At 41.7% G+C, this 18,670-nt stretch carries 15 protein-coding genes; 7 read left to right on the plus strand and 8 right to left on the minus strand.

Annotated features, from left to right (window positions below; genetic code table 11):
- Nucleotides 1-70 precede the first annotated feature (70 nt).
- The 3 genes from PSYCG_RS07870 to infA all read left to right on the plus strand — a co-directional run bounded on the left by PSYCG_RS07870 (nt 71) and on the right by infA (nt 2,378).
- Nucleotides 71-1,156: an asparaginase gene (locus PSYCG_RS07870; RefSeq protein ID WP_020443711.1), complete on the plus strand. Its 1,086-nt coding sequence runs from the start codon at nt 71-73 to the stop codon at nt 1,154-1,156.
- Between the two features lie 45 nt (nt 1,157-1,201).
- Nucleotides 1,202-2,032, plus strand: coding sequence for a tRNA pseudouridine(38-40) synthase TruA (gene truA, locus PSYCG_RS07875; RefSeq protein ID WP_020443712.1), 831 nt, complete (start codon nt 1,202-1,204; stop codon nt 2,030-2,032).
- Nucleotides 2,033-2,156: 124 nt separating this feature from the next.
- Nucleotides 2,157-2,378: a translation initiation factor IF-1 gene (gene infA, locus PSYCG_RS07880; RefSeq protein ID WP_010199824.1), complete on the plus strand. Its 222-nt coding sequence runs from the start codon at nt 2,157-2,159 to the stop codon at nt 2,376-2,378.
- A gap of 183 nt (nt 2,379-2,561) precedes the next feature.
- Here infA and PSYCG_RS07885 read toward each other — a convergent pair whose 3' ends face one another.
- From PSYCG_RS07885 to leuC, 5 genes are all read right to left on the minus strand, one after another.
- Nucleotides 2,562-3,737 (minus strand): L,D-transpeptidase family protein, encoded by a 1,176-nt coding sequence (locus tag PSYCG_RS07885; protein WP_020443713.1) that lies wholly within the window; start codon nt 3,735-3,737, stop codon nt 2,562-2,564.
- A gap of 446 nt (nt 3,738-4,183) precedes the next feature.
- The gene (leuB, locus tag PSYCG_RS07890; protein ID WP_020443714.1) at nt 4,184-5,287 is read right to left on the minus strand and encodes a 3-isopropylmalate dehydrogenase; all 1,104 of its coding nucleotides are present in this window, start codon (nt 5,285-5,287) and stop codon (nt 4,184-4,186) included.
- 90 nt (nt 5,288-5,377) lie between these two features.
- Nucleotides 5,378-6,124, minus strand: a complete 747-nt coding sequence (locus PSYCG_RS07895) for a hypothetical protein (RefSeq protein WP_020443715.1) — start codon at nt 6,122-6,124, stop codon at nt 5,378-5,380.
- 174 nt (nt 6,125-6,298) lie between these two features.
- Nucleotides 6,299-6,949: a 3-isopropylmalate dehydratase small subunit gene (leuD, locus tag PSYCG_RS07900; RefSeq protein ID WP_020443716.1), complete on the minus strand. Its 651-nt coding sequence runs from the start codon at nt 6,947-6,949 to the stop codon at nt 6,299-6,301.
- Nucleotides 6,950-6,996: 47 nt separating this feature from the next.
- On the minus strand, nt 6,997-8,415 hold the full coding sequence (gene leuC, locus PSYCG_RS07905) for a 3-isopropylmalate dehydratase large subunit (protein ID WP_020443717.1): 1,419 nt from the start codon (nt 8,413-8,415) through the stop codon (nt 6,997-6,999).
- A gap of 321 nt (nt 8,416-8,736) precedes the next feature.
- Here leuC and PSYCG_RS07910 point away from each other — a divergent pair, with 321 nt between their 5' ends.
- Nucleotides 8,737-9,609 carry a LysR family transcriptional regulator gene (locus PSYCG_RS07910; protein ID WP_020443718.1) on the plus strand — a complete coding sequence of 291 codons (873 nt, stop codon included), beginning with the start codon at nt 8,737-8,739 and terminating at the stop codon, nt 9,607-9,609.
- 511 nt (nt 9,610-10,120) lie between these two features.
- The gene (putP, locus tag PSYCG_RS07915) at nt 10,121-11,620 is read left to right on the plus strand and encodes a sodium/proline symporter PutP (RefSeq protein WP_011513904.1); all 1,500 of its coding nucleotides are present in this window, start codon (nt 10,121-10,123) and stop codon (nt 11,618-11,620) included.
- A gap of 413 nt (nt 11,621-12,033) precedes the next feature.
- Here the strand turns inward: putP and PSYCG_RS07920 are convergent, their stop codons facing one another.
- From PSYCG_RS07920 to PSYCG_RS07930, 3 genes are all read right to left on the minus strand, one after another.
- A complete protein-coding gene (locus PSYCG_RS07920) occupies nt 12,034-13,416 on the minus strand; it encodes an outer membrane protein transport protein (protein ID WP_020443719.1) in 1,383 nt (460 codons plus the stop codon).
- Between the two features lie 367 nt (nt 13,417-13,783).
- Entirely contained in the window at nt 13,784-15,007 is a 1,224-nt protein-coding gene (locus PSYCG_RS07925) for an OmpP1/FadL family transporter (RefSeq protein ID WP_011513906.1), read from the minus strand.
- 219 nt (nt 15,008-15,226) lie between these two features.
- Entirely contained in the window at nt 15,227-15,508 is a 282-nt protein-coding gene (locus tag PSYCG_RS07930) for a SlyX family protein (protein WP_020443720.1), read from the minus strand.
- 199 nt (nt 15,509-15,707) lie between these two features.
- On the opposite strand from PSYCG_RS07930, the gene PSYCG_RS07935 reads away from it, so the two are divergent.
- Together PSYCG_RS07935 and petA are read left to right on the plus strand one after the other, a co-directional pair.
- Nucleotides 15,708-17,654, plus strand: a complete 1,947-nt coding sequence (locus tag PSYCG_RS07935) for an ATP-binding cassette domain-containing protein (RefSeq protein WP_020443721.1) — start codon at nt 15,708-15,710, stop codon at nt 17,652-17,654.
- Between the two features lie 431 nt (nt 17,655-18,085).
- Nucleotides 18,086-18,670 carry a ubiquinol-cytochrome c reductase iron-sulfur subunit gene (petA, locus tag PSYCG_RS07940; protein ID WP_011513909.1) on the plus strand — a complete coding sequence of 195 codons (585 nt, stop codon included), beginning with the start codon at nt 18,086-18,088 and terminating at the stop codon, nt 18,668-18,670.

The raw sequence follows: 18,670 nt of genomic DNA on the forward strand, positions 1-18,670 counted from the left end.
CTATCTCTTTTCTTTCAATAATTCTGCTCTATCGTCTATTCAATTTAAAACCAATACAGTGCACTCATCTATGACAAATACAATCCCTGCACCTATTCAACTTATTTATGCTGGCGGCACTTTCGGGAGTTATGGTCGTCCATTAGCGCCGCTATCAGCAGAGGTTTTTTTGCCAACTTTGCAGCAACTACTGGCAGAATTGGATAATGCGCTTAATCTATCGCCCATTGCTTGGCTTCACAATACTCTGATTAAGGACAGCAGTCAGTTTACACCCAGTGATTTTGTGCATTTTTACCAACTTTTATTATCGGCATATCAACAAGGCAGTAGACGTTTTGTGTTAATTACGGGCACGGATACACTCAGTTATTTGGGAGCGTTCTTAGCAGAAGCCTTTGCAGGTAGCGATATTTGTATTGTCGTTACTGGTAGTATGCGTCCGCTCCTAGATAGTGAGGAACTGCACTCTTATAAAGTAGATGCACAGAGTGATGCTTGGAACAACCTTACTGACTCGTTAAAGCTAGCAAGTGCAGGTGAATCTGGGGTGAAGATTGCCTTCGGCGGCGAATCATGGCCAGCGCAAACAGTACAAAAAATACATAGCCATGACTTTATGGCATTTACTGGTCACTCTAGAGCGGCTTATCCTGCCAATAGTTATGTCAAAAGCTTACCAGATACTCGTCGGCAGCATTGGATTGATGACCAACAAGATATTAGTGCTGATATTGCAGTTCGTGCCGAGCACGCTTACGTTCATGCGTTGTACTGCTTGCCCAATGCAACCGACGCATTAAACCAACAGCTACGCGCCTTATTATCACAGCCGCCTTGTGGCATTATTTTATTAGGCTATGGCGCTGGCAACGTCCCTTATTCAGTAGAGTTGGCAGAAGCCTTGCAACTGGCTTATGAAAAAGGTCATATGGTAGTGTGCGCTAGCCAATCGCCGTTTGGTGGTGTGAGCGACACTTATGCTGCGGGCAGTTGGCAATACGATTATCAAGTGGTTGCAGGCGGTCGTTTAACCATTCCGGCCATTTATGCACGCTTGCTATGGTTACTGCTACGCTACGATAGCCCAGCACGACGTCGACAACGCTGGTTAAATAACGTCCAGCAAACGGCCACCAGTATCAAAAAACGTTAAACTATCACTCACAAACTCTGTATAAGTTCCAAAATGACCATGTTCATGACTGAAAACAACGAAGCAAAGCGCCCAACTTATACTTTAGCCATTGCTATTGAATTTTTGGGGACTCACTATCATGGTTGGCAACGCCAAAGAGAGGTATTTGGCGTACAAGAAGCGTTAGAGACCGCCATTAGTACTGTTGCCAATGAAACAGTAGAAGTGATTGCTGCAGGGCGCACAGACTCAAGTGTTCATGCTGGCAATATGATTGCCCATTTTGTTACTCATGCTTATCGACCCTCGCACAATTGGCTGCGTGGTGTAAATAGTCTTTTACCTGATGATATCGCTTTACGCTGGGTTCAGACGATGCCTGCTGAGTTTCATGCGCGTTTTGCCGCAATTGCTCGTCGTTATCGTTATGTTACTCTCAATCAAACTCAGCGTCCTGCCATCCTCAACCATCAAGTGACACATATTCACGAGCCGCTTGACCTAAAAGCCATGCAGCTTGCAGCATCTGATATCGTTGGTACACATGATTTTAGTAGCTACCGTGCTGCCGCTTGTCAATCTAATCAGCCCGTGCGCCATATTAGCCATGCCAATCTTTTTACTCATGGTCAGTTTATCGTCTTCGATATTCAAGCTGATGGATTTTTGCACCATATGGTGCGAAACCTAATGGGGACGTTATATGCGATCGGCAGACACGAGTTAGAACCGGCTGACTTCTTAAATATTTTGGCGAAAAAAGATCGGACAATAGCACCACCAACTGCTTCAGGTGATGGCTTGTATTTCATTAATGCCTATTATCCTGAGCATTTTCAAAACTTACTGCCCGATGCGCCGCTCACGCCTATTTGGCTCAACCTTCCTGATTAAATTCATATAATCTGGCATACATATCACTTACAGGCTGTCAAGTAAAAATCAGGTTCCGTATTGCTTTAATCTGCTAACTTACGTATAATATGGGCTTATTTTAAATTGATTGATGATACAAATTATGGCAAAAGACGAGATTATTGAATTTGAAGGCGAAGTCATTGACACCCTTCCAAATACTTTGTTTAAAGTTCGTTTAGAAAACGGACACGAAATTATTGCGCACATCTCAGGTAAGATGCGTAAGCATTACATCCGAATTTTGACTGGTGATAAAGTTAAGGTTGAGATGACACCTTATGATTTGTCTAAAGGTCGCATTACTTATCGTGGTAAAAACTAAATTCTTATCTACTAAGATAGTTATAAGAGCATATGTATAATGCTTGAGTGGTTTAACTGATAATAATAATGATATTGCTAACCTACTCATTATTGCCTATCATATTTTAGTAAGTTAATATGGTTTTTACCATAAAAAATACCGCTAGATATCAGCGGTATTTTTTTGTCTAAAATTTAGCCGTTATTTAAATTCAACAGTTGCACCACTTTGTATCACCCCAAGTAATGCAAGCGCATCCCAATTGGTTAGACGTATACACCCCGCTGATGCCTGACGACTGATACGAGCAGGATCAGGCGAACCATGAATCCCATAAGACGGCTTACTGAGTCCAATCCATACTGACCCTACAGGGTTGTTAGGACCGGGTGGTAAAATAGACTTGCTGCCGTTCTCTGCTGTATAAGTATAATTAGGCTCGTGTACCTTAACTGCAACTGTATGCGTACCTGTTGGTGATGGCGTCGCTGTACTTCCTACTGTGGTTGGATAGCTAGCAACCAAGATGCCTTTATCATCATATGCATACAATGTTTCGGTAGTCTTATCAGCAACCACTCGACTAACAGGTTTGATATTAGGAGTGCCTGGATTGTAAACAGTAATGGTTTCGCCTACTGCAAATTTAGCATTAGGATTGAGCGCCTTAAGATAACTTTCACTAATATGAAACTTTTCCGCCAAACCTTCAATGACAGTTTCATAGTACATCCCTTCAAGCTTGGCTTTGGCTTCTGCTCCTGCTGGAATAACCGTGGTTTTTATATTGATATCTGCATCAGTGAGCTGATAGTTGACCAATACCGGTTGTGCCATAAGCTTATCATTCTTGGTCAATGCCTGCCACGTCTCAATATTTAATGTATCAGTCACTGCCAACCCATTTGCCATCTGAAAAGCCTGCATTGCCTTACGAGAGTTCTTTCCCCAATAGCCATCAACTGCACCAACACCGTTTTGATGCCAGTTTAATAGAGCTTGCAGCTTAGTGGTAGTATCACGATTTCTCTTCATACCTTGTTTCCAAGTAGCACCATTTACCTTTTGCGCCTCCATTGGTAGATTTTCAGTGGTATATTTTATGGTCGGTAAATACTTATTCAACGATACTGCTGTCTTACTTTTACCAGCAACTTTTTGACTTACGCCATTGGTTACTGGGCTGACATCGTTGTTATTACTAGTTACTTGATTTGTATTATTGGACTCTGTGCTCTTAGTGGCAGTACCTTTTGCACTTCCTTCGACCGTGTCATTTTTGACATCGCTCGTTACTGCAATACTTTGCCCCATAAATAAAATGGTCGATAGACCAAGCGCTGCGATTGCCGTGCTGATTTTGGTCAATTGATACATGTATTACTCCAATTTGTTAAGTTATATTTTTTATTACAAACAACTTATAAGTAATTATAAAATTATTACCATTAATGCCCAATTAGGATTATATAATTAGTTCAACATACCATATGTCCATGTCAAAAAGCCTGTGACTAGTATAGGACTGATTTTACAATGTGGATTGAGCCAGTAGACATTGATTTATCTAAACCAGTTATAGATAAGCTATGGTGACATATTCCCATGTGAGCATATAACAGCATTGTGTTAATAAGCGCATTAGACTGCAGTATCTGTGTTAAAACAAATGCTTTTATGCAGCTTTCTGTTTAAAGACGTTAACATTAGCGAATGCTTATCTTCTCTAAAAGCGAACAGTAAAAAACCCACAACTTGCTTAGTAAATTATGGGTTTTCATTATAAATTTTCAAAAATTCAGATTAGGATAAAGTAATCTCTATTAAATCAATTTTGCCAATACGGCTTGCCCCATTTGCTGACAACCGACTTGTATAAGTCCAGCTTCATTACGATCCAAGATATCAACCGTACGTAAACCATCATCAAGCACCTCACTGACCGCTTGCTCAATCGCTTGTGCTGCTGCTTCTTGTTTAAAAGTATAACGTAACATCATAGCGACCGATAAAATGGTCGCTAGTGGATTGGCTATATCTTGTCCTGCGATATCAGGCGCTGAACCATGACAAGGCTCATACATGCCTTTGCCCGCTTCATCAAGGCTGGCTGATGGTAGCATACCAATAGAGCCTGTCAGCATCGCCGCTTCATCAGATAAGATATCGCCGAATAAATTGCCAGTGACCATAACATCGAACTGTTTAGGGTCTTTAATCAGCTGCATACAAGCATTGTCAGCATACATATGAGATAACGCCACATCGCTATATTCTGACTGCTGTAATTCAATCATCGTCTGTTTCCAAAGCTCAGTAACTTCCAATACATTGGCTTTGTCGATAGAGCAGACTTTGGCAGCGGTTCCTGCTGCTTGCGCGCGTGTTTGCGCCAATTCAAAAGCAACTTTGCCGATACGATTGATTTCGCTGGTGCTATACACCATAGTGTTATAGCCTTGCTGCTCACCATTTTCTAGTGTACGAATACCGCGAGGCTCACCAAAATAAATACCACCAGTCAGTTCACGCACGATCAGCAAGTCTAGACCCGAGATAATCTCAGGTTTAATGCTTGAAGCATTCACAAGCTGCGGATAAAGTTTGGCTACACGCAGATTGGCAAACAAACCAAGCTCACTACGGATTTTTAGCAAACCGCGCTCAGGACGTTTGCTACGTTCGATACCATCCCACTTAGGACCACCAACTGCACCTAATAACACTGCATCTGCTGCGCGTGCACGTTGTAGCGTCTCTTCTGGCAAAGGTTCACCTGTTGCATCAACTGCTACACCGCCAATCAATCCAGACTCAAGGTTCAAACCTAACGCAAACTTATCATTGACAGCGTTCAGCACATCAATGGCCTGAGTCATGATTTCAGGGCCAATACCATCGCCCGCTAATGTTAAAATCGTTGCCATACTGGTCCTTGAGGTTGAGTAAATTTATATTTCTATGACTTATTTTATACTTACTTTTGTTTGTAGCTAATAACGACAGGCTTTTAATAATTATACTTTGGCTTTTACCTTTACTTTCGATGGCACTGATGCCGCCTTAACGATACTGGCTTCTACAAACTCTCCTTGATGCTCAGTGCCAATCTGCTTGCAGAAGCGGCGCTGGACGGTATTGCCTTGATAAAGCTCAACACATAAAGGCTCTGGCGATGCTGTATCTAACAAGCTACCGGAGCTCTGGCCAGACTTTTTTTGATAAGCACGCAGCTGATAAGTGCCTGGGCCAGCAAAGTCATGAATCATAGCAAAACGCTCGACATAGCCTAGATTATTTTCTGGATAAAAATTAACGTGCACTTCACGTTTAGCGGGTTGGACCCGAGCATAATAGTTAATAAGATTTGGCATAGCAGACGCTGATAATGGCACAATCTTAATGGCATTATTATGAATAAGCGGCGTCATATCCATCGTCATAGCAGCTTGAGAATGCTTACTTCTTGTGCGAGTTTTATTGTTTTGGCTCACAGCATTCATCGCAACCACCATGGTGGCATTCACAGGTTTATGATTTTCAGGCGATATCACCATCGTGCGATCTATCTTTACAATCTCACAGTGGTAGGTGCCGACACAGGCAATATTTACCTCGCCAGCAATGGGCTTAATAGTACCCGTCCATACCTTTGCGCTTTCTGCTTTATCTATCTGTTGATAGCCTGTCAATGCCTGACAACCAGATAATAAGGTTATGGCAATAGCCGTACTTGTCCATACCGCAAAACGTATTTTATTCATAATGGTGGCTACTATTTATCAGATGGAAATATATAATATAAGAATAGATTACCGTTCATTTTAGCCACTTAGTCGCCATAACTCAACGCTGTATTAGCGTTAAGCTCGTTTTTATGGCGATTCATATTCGTTATTAATCGTTTGCCATTAGCGGTTTTATTTCATGATTAAACACTAGGCTCTGACTTCATTAAATATCCAAGGCGTTTTTTGCATCATTTTATGCTCGTATTCTTTAATAGCATCGCTTTGCTGCAACGTCAGTCCGATATCATCAAGACCATTTAATAGGCAGTGCTTACGAAAGTCATCGACTTCAAACGCATACTCTTCGCCAGTTGGGGTAATGACCACCTGACGCTCAAGATCTGCAGTCAGCTCATAACCTTCGTTAGCAAATGTTGCTTTCATTAAGGTGTCAACGATTTCTTCGTCCAATACAATCGGTAGCATGCCATTTTTAAAACAGTTGTTATAAAAGATATCAGCAAAGCTTGGGGCGATGACTGTACGAAAGCCATACTCTGAAAGTGCCCAAGGCGCATGTTCACGGCTAGAGCCGCAGCCAAAATTTCGACGAGCTAGTAAGATGCTAGCACCCTGATAGCGTGGCTTATTCAGAATAAAGTCAGGATTGATAATACGTGTGCTGTTGTCTTGACCCGGATAGCCTTCATCCAGATAACGCCAGTCATCAAATAAATTGACGCCGAAACCGGTACGCTTAATAGACTTCAAAAACTGTTTGGCGATAATCTGGTCGGTATCAACGTTTGCGCGATCAAGTGGGCAAACGATACCTTTTTGGGTGTTATAAGCTTGCATAGTATTTCCTATCGATATTGTGCTTATTATTAAATGACGCGTAATAACTAAAAAGTTCGCACATCCACAAAGTGACCTGCCAATGCTGCTGCCGCTGCCATTGCTGGGCTGACCAAATGCGTACGACCACCATTGCCTTGACGACCTTCAAAGTTGCGATTGGATGTCGAAGCACAATGCTCTTGTGGCTCAAGCTTATCAGCATTCATCGCAAGGCACATCGAGCAGCCAGGCTCACGCCATTCAAAGCCTGCATCCGTAAACAACGCATCTAAGCCTTCTGCTTCTGCCTGCAACTTCACTTGACCAGAGCCCGCAACGACGATGGCTTCTTTGATAGTATCAGCCACTTTACGACCTTTGATCACGGCGGCGGCATCACGCAAATCTTCGATACGTGAGTTGGTACAAGAGCCAATAAAGATACGGTCCAGCTGAATATCGGTAATTTTTTGACCCGCCTCCAAACCCATATAGGTATAAGCACGCAACCATCCTTCTTCTTGTGCTTCATCAATCGCTTGATCAGGCGTTGGCACTGACTGTGTGATATCAACCACCATCTCAGGCGAGGTACCCCAAGATACTTGCGGTGCAATTTGGCTACCATCAATCTCAATCACGCTATCAAACACAGCGTCATCATCTGAGTAAAAAGTACGCCAGTAAGCTTCTGCTTGCTGCCATTGTGACTCGTTCGGCGCATATGGACGACCTTTAACATAGTCAATCGTCGTATCATCGACTGCAACCATACCCACGCGTGCGCCCGCTTCAATCGCCATATTACAGACGGTCATACGACCTTCCATGCTCATGTCTTCAAATACTTGACCAGCAAATTCAATCGCATGCCCTGTTCCGCCAGCAGTACCGATTTTTGCAATGATAGCAAGCACCACATCTTTTGAGGTTACGCCAGCGCCAAGCTCACCCGTGACGCGGATTTGCATATTCTTTGATTTCTTTTGAATCAAACACTGGGTTGCCAATACGTGCTCAACCTCAGAGGTACCGATACCATGTGCTAAGCAGCCAAGTGCTCCGTGCGTGGCAGTATGCGAGTCGCCGCAAACAACTGTCATACCAGGCAATACCAAGCCTTGCTCAGGACCGACGACATGCAAGATCCCTTGACGAGCATCATTAATCGTAAACTCAGCGATATCAAATTTGCTGCAGTTTTCATCTAAGGTCAGTACTTGTAAGCGCGAGACCTTATCCTTGATACCTGCTACACCTTCTGAGCGCTCTTTAGTGACTGTCGGTACATTATGGTCAGGGCTTGCAATATTAGCCGACAGACGCCACGGTGCTCTATTAGCCAATTCCAAACCCTCAAATGCTTGCGGACTTGTTACTTCATGTAGCAAATGGCGGTCGATATAAATCAGGCTCGAACCATCATCACGCTTGGTGACTTCGTGAGCATTCCAAAGTTTGTCATATAACGTTTGACCGGCCATATTGCTATCCTTTTTAGTGGCTAATGACTTTATTCTCATTTACTAAAACCCTAGTACTAGGACCATAGTTTGCTATGGTTTTATCTGTTAATTACTAATGGTTGCGATAATAGATGCCTAAAATAAGATTTATGGCGCAGATTATCAAGTAAATACAATAAATATGTCTAAAATACGTTTCGATGTCTTGTGATTATAGCAGGCTAATCCTATAATAATAATTGATGATTCTTTCATAGTTGCAAACTTTTATTTCTAATACATTATGATTGGGTCAGCCAACTTTTATTTATAGCTCGTTATGTAGCTAAGGACATCGGTGTGAATACCACAAATTTGACGACATTCGTGACTGTGATGAATACAGGTAGTATTTCGGGTGCAGCAGAAAAGCTTTTCATTACTCAGCCTGCGGTCAGTAAACGCATCAAAAACTTAGAAGATGAGTTTAATATCACTTTATTTGATACGGTGGGTCGCGGTATTGTCCCAACTCAAGCAGCTAGTGAGATGCTACCTCATGCCAAACGATGGCTTGAAGACTACGAAAACTTTAAAATCAATCTGCAGCACTCTAAGCATATTGTATCCGGCAAACTTGTCATTGGTACTAGCCATCATATAGGCTTACACCATCTCGCCCCTGTTCTTAAGCATTTTATCCAAGCCTATCCTGCCGTACAGCTAGAGGTACATTTCGTCGATTCAGAAACCGCACATAAAGCGGTACTTGATGGTGACTTATCTCTAGCCTTTTTGACCCTGCCACCCGTCTATGACAAGCGTTTAACCTATCATACTCTATGGTCAGATCCACTTTACTTTATGACTGGCACCTTATCACCTTTGGCCAGTAAATCTAATGTGACACTAGAGCAATTGGCACGTTACCCTGCTATCTTGCCATCTGCCAATACCTTTACCAGTCAAATTACCTTGGCTGAATTTGCCAAACACAATCTAAAGCCTTATGCCACCATGAGCACCAACCCACTTGAATCTATTCGGATGCTGGTGTCTGTAGGACTTGGTTGGTCAGTATTGCCGCAAACGATGATTAGCCAAGACTTAGAGCGTATTGATATGGCAGATAATATCGAATTACAGCGTCATTTAGGCGTGGTAATCAACCCAAAACTGACTCAATCAAACAGTGTAACTGCACTATTAGATTTGCTAGCACCTATTGAATAGCACCTTATTCAATAAAAACTCCTAGTCTAGTGTGGTTGGATAGCTAAGATAAAATAACTTTCTAAAATATTACTTGCTGAAAGATACTGAGTTAGCATTTATGACGCTCGTACGTTATAATGCCTCTGACGTTTTTTATAACATAATTTTACCCAACTGGCACTGATAATCATATATTGAACATCTCTAGTAATATATGATAGTAAACAGTAGGTTTAATGGTTTTAAATGATTGGTTATATAAGCGATTAATATTTGGCAAGTGGTAGAGATGATGGCATTTAACACAGAAGTGTATTTGCCCTTTTCTATACAACATTGTTTGATAAGTATTGGTCCTAAAACAGCATCAATCATATAAAACTAACAGAAGATATTGAATAAAAGCCATTATGTCCTACTTAATGGCTTTTTTTGTCTTTAGATATTGTTTCTAAACATCGTCTTGCAAGACTTAATTTTTCTCGTTAAAAATAATGACAGCCAACAACGTTGGTTAAGGACTATTTATATGAACGGAGTTTCTAGTGGCGTGCTGATATCACTTGGCGCCTATTTCTTAGTGATGATCGGGATTGGGGTTTATGCTTATTTTAAGCAAGCCAATGATACCGAAGGCTATATGCTTGGTGGTCGTAGTCTCGGTCCTGCGGTAACCGCTTTATCCGCTGGCGCATCAGACATGTCCGGTTGGCTATTACTTGGTTTACCGGGTTATATGTATGCCGATGGCGTCGTGAGTATCTGGATTGCCCTCGGTTTGACATTGGGTGCATTTTTAAACTATATCATCGTGGCACCGCGCTTACGTGTTTACACTGAGATTGCAGATAATGCCATCACATTACCTGACTACTTTGCAAATCGATTCGAAGATAAGTCGCATATGCTGCGTGTTATCTCAGCAGTTGTAATTATTTTATTCTTTACTGTTTATACAGCAGCTAGCTTAGTTGGTGGTGGTAAACTGTTTGAAAGCTCACTCAACTTATCTTATACCACAGGTTTGTGGGTGACTGCTGGTGTGGTTGTCGCCTATACTCTATTTGGCGGCTTTTTAGCAGTGTCAATGACTGACTTTGTACAGGGCATTATCATGCTATTTGCGATGGTTATCGTACCTGTTGTAGCCTTTACTGATCTTGGCGGAATTTCAGCCACAACTGAGGCGGTCAGGAACATTGATCCAAGCTTACTTAATGTCACCAGCGGTATGACGATCCTTGGTATTGTTTCGTTAATGGCTTGGGGTTTGGGGTACTTTGGGCAGCCGCATATTATTGTACGCTTTATGGCTATTCGCTCAGTCAAAGATATACCAACGGCACGTAACATTGGTATGAGCTGGATGATTGTAAGTCTAATTGGTGCATTGATGACTGGTTTTGCAGGTCGTGCCTATGTACAAAAAACAGCAATGACTTTAGATGATCCTGAAACTATCTTCTTAGTATTCACCCAGTTCTTATTCACGCCATTAGTTTCAGGCTTCTTGTTAGCCGCTATTTTAGCCGCGATCATGAGTACAATCTCATCACAGCTATTGGTCGTATCAAGCTCACTAACCAAAGATGTGTATAAGCTGTTTTTTGATAGAGATGCACCAGAAGCCCGCCAAGTAATGGTCGGTCGTCTTTCAGTTATCGTGGTCGCCGTCGTTGCTATTTTGCTGGCTTCTAATCCTGAAAGCTCTGTATTAAGTTTGGTCTCTAACGCTTGGGCAGGATTTGGTGCGGCATTTGGACCGTTGGTTATTTTCAGTCTTATCTGGCGCGGTATGAACCGAAACGGTGCGGTTGCTGGTATGGTCGTTGGTGCATTAACTGTCATCTTATGGATCTATGGTCCTTTCCAGATGAATGGTATGGCACTAAATAGCTGGTTATACGCTATCGTTCCAGGCTTTATCTTAAGTACTATTGCCATCTTTGCTGTAAGTATTATGACAGGGGGTCCAAAAGCCTCAGTCTCAGCGAAGTTTAAAGAAATGGAAATGAACTTAGATCAATAAGCACTTTTTAATTACTGCTGTTAAATTAGAAAACCTCGCTACTGTTATAGTAACGAGGTTTTTTATTGTTTGATTAAATATCACTGGGTTATTTCAATGCTAACTGCCTCTATATCATCAATTTGCGTGATAAAAAGGTAGTTAGTAACCCTCTACGTCTATTACTCTGAAAGTTACTACCTATTTATTTTTAAATAGATGCAGTATCACTAGGCTACTTCTTGCAAATCTCTATACTACCTAATAATAGCAAGTAGTAAATCTTTATATAAATAGCATTCAAATCTCAATATTAACGTACCGTTTCTATCTATTTCTATAGCTATTAGGTTTTTCCTCGATTCATATATATAAGAAAGCGACCCTTAATGGATCGCTTTCTCATGTCTAACCTATTTGTCTATAATAGTGTTTTATTTAGCTTGATAAGATATTTTTACACCAGCCACATAACCATCGTTGTCTTGGAAGTCACCAACGATCTTATCTGTAGGTAGTTGACCTTGAGCATCACCAAACCATAAGTATTTACCACCTGCTGATACTGCCCAGTTCTCTGTAAGGTTATACTTAGCACCTAGACCAACACTGTAATAACCATCAATTGGACCTAATGAAGTCGTTGGATCACCAGCGCCACTATCCCAACCAACTGTACCACTAATGGCTAAAGCTGGGGCAATGCGTTTAGCAAGACCAAGCTCTACCTGCCATTGATCGTCATCATACTCAACCAGATTCAAACCCTCAGGGAAACGTTGTTTACTGACTTGATTGTATACTGGAGGAGTAATGGCAAAATCGCTCCATGGTACCCAGCGTACTTTTGCCGTCGCTAACGTAGTAGGATTAATACCCGTTTGGAAATCAAAGTTTACTGACTTAGGTGTTGTTATCTCCATCTCATTGACTGCTCCATTTATCCCTACCACTGGATAATCCTCTGAAATCTGCGTGTTATGCTTAATCTCAGAACGATAAGTCAATGCCGCCTTTAACGCTATCTCAGGTTTGCTAAAGGCAACGCCAGCAAGGTAACCATAATCTTGATCAGGATTTACATGAGCGTTGTAACCAGTAGCAGGACCATAGGCAAGGCCTCGCAACTTAATATCAGCTCGTACACGCTGTGCTACTGGACCACCATACACTTGAAAGCTTTTAGTGGCACCCAACTTCATTCCAAGAATGGCAGTAATATTCTCACTACGAACTTCAACGTCTGTGCCTTCACCTGCATCTGCATCTTGTTGTGCTACAATACGCGCCGCGCCGCCAAGAGTTTGAGCTTGAGCTTGAGCATTAGGATCATTCGGGTTAGCTGCTGCGTTAATTGCTGCAGCTCTAGCAGCTGCGTTAAGAGCTGCTTGATTAACTAACGGATTACCAGTTACTTCTCGAGCAGACTCATCTCCATTGCCACCTTTTGATACAAAGTTATTATCACCTTCATATTTGGCAGCAGCACCAAATGGCTCGTCATATAAGATACCGACACTAAAAGTATCATTAATGTCTGCCTTTACGCCATAACGAAAGAAGTCATAAGACTCAGCAATATCACCAGTGGCATTACCTTTAACATAGGTATTGCTTGTAGGGACATTGTTAGCACTATCAAAGCCACTAACGTCTGCGTCGATGTAGGTATAGACGGCCTCAGCATAGGTGCCATCTTGTAGGAACGCTGTAATATCTTGACCTGAACGATCAAGACCTGCAGCGTTAGACATACTGGCTATAGAAAGAGTAGCTATCGCTACAGCAAGAGTTTTTAAATGAAAAGTAGCGCGCATTGGGTATCTCCAAACATCCTAGTTGTTAAATCATCTTCATAACTCATATTCGGCATTGTTGCTTAAAATATAAACTTATGTAAACGACGTCCTGAATGAATAGTAATCACTTTTTGACACTAAAACAACACTTAAAACACTTTATTTCTTAATAATGACTGTTCAGTACATTTATCTAGACCTAAAGCAAACGAACAAAAATACAAAACAAATATTCATAAAGTAACTCATAAATTGTAATTTTAGCAAACTTAAATCTAATAGTTAGTAATTCTAGATTTTTAATTTAATACATAAAAAAACGACCCCTTAAGGATCGCTTTTAAAATTGTTAAAACAGTATTATTTAAAGTAAAGGCATAAGCGCTTAGTTAAAGTTTTGCTTGGCTTGATAAGATAATTTTACACCAAGAGCAAAGCCATCATTATCTTCAAAGTTACTGACAACAGTTTTACTAGGTATCTGACCTTGGGCATCACCAAACCACAGGTATTTACCACCAGCAGAAATAGCCCAGTTGTCGGTCAAATTATACTTTGCACCAAGACCAGCGCTATAGTAACCTTCAATAGGACCTAGTGACGTAACTGGATTGCCAGCACCACTGTCCCAGCCAACCGTACCGGTCACTGCTAATACTGGCGTTAGACGTTTAGCAAGACCTAATTCAACCTGCCACTGGTCTTTATCATAGCTAACCAAATCTAAACCTTCAGGAGGAATACCAGGCTGACCTGCTAATTTTTGGCTAGTCTCATTGTATAATGATGGTGTAATCGCAAAATCACTCCATGGTACCCAGCGTACTTTTGCTGTAGCTAGCATCGTAGGATTAATACCCGTTTGGAAATCAAAATTCACTGATTCAGGGGTAGTGATCTCAATATTATCGATTCTATTTGGCGAAAGACCAACTCTCTGAGCGAAAGGATAGATTTCTGCAGCCTGTGTATTATGCTCAATTTCTGAACGATACGTTAGAGCAGCTTGTAAGGCAATTTCAGGCTTACTGTAAGCGACACCAGCTAACCAGCCATAGTCCTGATCAGCACTGATATTGGTGCTATAACCATTAGCGATACTATAAGCAGTTCCACGCAATTTCACATTGGCTTTCACACGTTGAGCTACTGGACCACCATATACCTGGAAGTTCTTATTTTCGCCAAGTTTTGCGCCAACAATGCCAGTGATGCTTTCAGTACGAACTTCAACATTGGTACCTTCACCATTTCTAGGTGAAAGAGGATTTTGATCTACAAAGTCATTCTTACCACTATAGTCAGCTGCTGCACCAAAAGGCTCGTCATATAAAACACCAACACTAAAAGTGTCGTTGATATCCGCTTTTACACCATAACGAAAAAAGTCATAAGACTCAGCAATATCATCAATCTCTTTACCTGACGAATCTTTGCCAGTGACATCGCCATCAATATAGGTATAAACCGCTTCAGCATATACACCATTTTGTAAAAACGCTGTGATATCTTGACCTGAACGATCAAGACCTGCCGCACTCGCAACACTAGCAATAGAAAGAGTAGCAATAGCTACCGTGAGGGTTTTAAGATTAAAATTTGCGCCCATTGTGTATCTCCAAACATCCACGTTGTTTACCGCTATCCCGAACTTTGTTAGGTAGACGGTACTTAAGGTGAAGGATACTAATGTTTTTAGTACACTAAAACAACATTATTTCTCTAATATGACTGGATAGTCACTGCACAGTATATTTATCCGAAAATACATATATAAATTCATTCAAAATAATTCAGTTAGTCGCTGTTTATGTATGGCATATTATGGTTAATAATGGGGTGGTCTGTCTGCCATAACGTCAAAAGGTGCCACGCCTCCTTCTTCATCTTGGCTTTCAACTTGTTTATAAATAAATTGTAATTGTCGTTGTAGCGTTTGGATATGTTTGTCTTGACGAGTAATGACGTCGTCAAGGCGTTCTACGGTCAACTCAAGATGAGACATATTCATCTGCAGTTCGACTAACTGCAATTGTAAATCAGCTTGTGTGGCTAAGCTGTCGATTTGCGGCTTGGATACACTGTTATTTTTTGGATTTGCTTCATTCATATTTTTCTCAATACTAGATGCTATGGCTAACGATGGCTAAAGCCTTGATAAGATGTTCTACATTGCTTCATAAATTAATCGTCATAAAATCGTGCTGATAAATCTATTTACGCACGCTACAGTTACGTGGCAGCATGTTATACTGCTGCAAATTTTGCAACAACCCCTACCTCACTATTATATAAGCTTAAGATACTCTATGGCACTGATACATTTAAAAGATATTCACTTAGCCTTTGGCGTCGCTCCTGTCCTTGATGGTATTGACTTTGCTATCGATTCAGGCGAGCGCGTGTGCTTAATTGGTCGCAATGGCGAAGGCAAATCCACCTTATTTAAACTGATTAATGGCACATTGTTGCCTGATAGCGGCGAAGTTATTATTAACAATAGTGTACGCGTCGCTATGCTCGAGCAGGATGTACCTGAAACCAGCGGTAGAATTTTAGATATCGTTATGGGTGGCAGCAAACGCACTGCCGAGCTGCTGATTAACTATAATGCGCAAACTGATTTATGTGCCAATGGTGACATGGATGCCTGCGAGCGTATGGCAGACTTGCAGCATGATATCGATGCGGTACATGGTTGGGATTTAGAGCGCGAAGCAACACGTCTTATCACGACAATGGGTCTCGATCCAGACGATGACTTATCGTCACTATCTGGTGGTCGTAAGCGCCGTGTTTTATTAGCACGCTCGTTAGTGACTAAACCTGATGTACTGCTTCTCGATGAACCGACTAACCATTTAGACGTTGATAGCATTGAGTGGCTTGAGCGCTTTTTATTAGATTGGCAAGGTTTGACATTGTTATTCGTCACCCATGATAGAGCGTTCGTGAATAAATTATCGACTCGTATCATTGAGCTTGATCGCGGTCAATTGACCAGCTATGACGTCACTCAAGGTGAAGGTGGCTATGCACGCTACCAAGAGCTAAAAGAGCTACAGTTACTAGCTGAAGAGAAGAATAATGCCAATTTTGATAAAAAATTGGCACAAGAAGAAGTTTGGATTCGCCAAGGTATCAAAGCACGCCGTACCCGTAACGAAGGTCGTGTGCGTGAGCTAAAAGCATTGCGTGAAGAGCGTAGTGACCGCCGTGAGCAAGTCGGTAATGTCAATATTACCATGGGTCAAGGCGAGAAAAGCGGCAAGCTGGTCTGCAAAGTCAAAAATCTACACCTACAATATGATGACCATGTATTGGTCGATAACTTTAGCACTACCATCATGCGCGGTGACAAAATCGGTATCGTCGGTCCGAATGGCGCAGGTAAAACCACGCTTATTAAAGCCCTACTCGATATGTCAGACGATGATGTGATCAAAACAGGCAGCGTTGAATTAGGTACTAACTTAAAAATTGCTTTCTTTGACCAGCTGCGTGATCAGTTAGATTTGGAAGCCAGTGTGGCGCAAAACGTCTCAGAAGGCTCTGACTTCGTCGAAGTCGGCGGTCGTAAAACGCACATTATGAGCTATCTACAAGATTTCTTATTTGCGCCAGAGCGTGCCCGTACGCCTGTCAAAGCATTATCAGGTGGTGAGCGTAACCGCGTGCTACTAGCTAAGCAATTATTAAAACCTGCAAATATCCTCGTACTCGATGAGCCAACCAACGACTTGGATATGGCGACACTTGAGCTACTAGAAGAATCAGTCGCCAGCTTTGGTGGTACGATTTTGCTCATTAGCCATGATCGCTCATTTATGGACAATGTCGTCACTTCTACTTGGGTATTTGATACTGATGAAGATGGTAAAGGGACGGTCAGCGAGTATGTCGGCGGCTATCAAGAGTATTTGGTACAAAAGAATCGCGAAGAAGCTTCTAAAGCAGCTAAATCTTCTAATAGTAATACTACTGCCAACAGCAAATCTGTTAATAAATCAGCGGCAGTAGCGAAACCTAATACTGCTGCTAAAAAGCTTAACTTTAATGACCAGCGTGAGCTTGATGCGTTACCAAAAGAGATTGCTGCTTTAGAAGCGGAACAAATGCAACTAGAAGAAAAGCTAGCCGACGGTACTTGGTTTAATCAAGATTTTGATGCGGCAACAGCTGCTAGTGAGCGACTGCTTGCTATTGAAGATGAGATGATGATTAAACTTGAACGCTGGAATACGCTTGAGAGCTAATCTAAGTCATTATGCACGTAATTATCATCACTTTATAATATAAAGTGGTGATAATAGCGTCACAGCGACTTACAAAGTAGTGATGTGCTGAAAGTTAGTGAACATTGTCGTAATTTCAAGTATCATTCGCTATTGCCGAATACCCTTATCATTTATAAGGTCATTATCCATAACATTTTTGTTGATATAAAGCTGCTATTAAACATTGATAATTAAGGTGTTATGTCTTGATCACTTTGTTTAACGCTAAAACGTGCCCTATTAAGGTTGCTTTATTTTTAACACAATAATTTATTTTATGACCAAAATAGCTTAGAATAGCAACAATTAGCAAAATTAGGCACAGCTAACGTGGCTTGATAATTGTTTCTATTCTAAGTCACAAACCCAGTGTGGGATAATCCCATTTCATTCACCTGGAGGAAGTATTAATGAGCCATGCCGAAGGCGTTAACGTACAACGCCGTAGAGTTCTGATTGCCTCGACTGCCGTAATTGGTGCAGCTGGGGTAGCTGCTGTGGCAACACCTTTTGTCCGCTCTTGGACCCCAAGTGCTAAAGCTGAAGCTGCTGGTGCAGCAGTGACCCAAGATATTGGTTCTATCGAAGCAGGACAAATGATTGTCGTCAAATATCGTGGCAAACCCATCTTTGTGGTTAAGCGCACTGAAGAGATGCTGACCCTGCTTGAGTCAGTAAAGCCATTATTGTCTGACCCTGATTCTAGTGCCTCTTTGCAACCTGAGTACTGTAAAAATCCTGAGCGCTCTATCTCGCCAGAAGTATTGGTAGTAGAAGGCGTCTGTACACATTTAGGCTGTGCACCAAACTACCGTCCTGATGTTGGCGCAGCCGATTTAGGTGGTAATGACTGGTATGGCGGGTTTTTCTGCCCATGTCATGGCTCTAAATACGATTTAGCGGGTCGCGTTTATAGTGGCGTACCTGCACCGCTTAACTTACCTATCCCAGAGTACAACATGGATGGTACCATCTTGACGATTGGGGAGGCTTAA

Source organism: Psychrobacter sp. G (assembly GCF_000418305.1).
GTDB lineage: Bacteria > Pseudomonadota > Gammaproteobacteria > Pseudomonadales > Moraxellaceae > Psychrobacter > Psychrobacter cryohalolentis.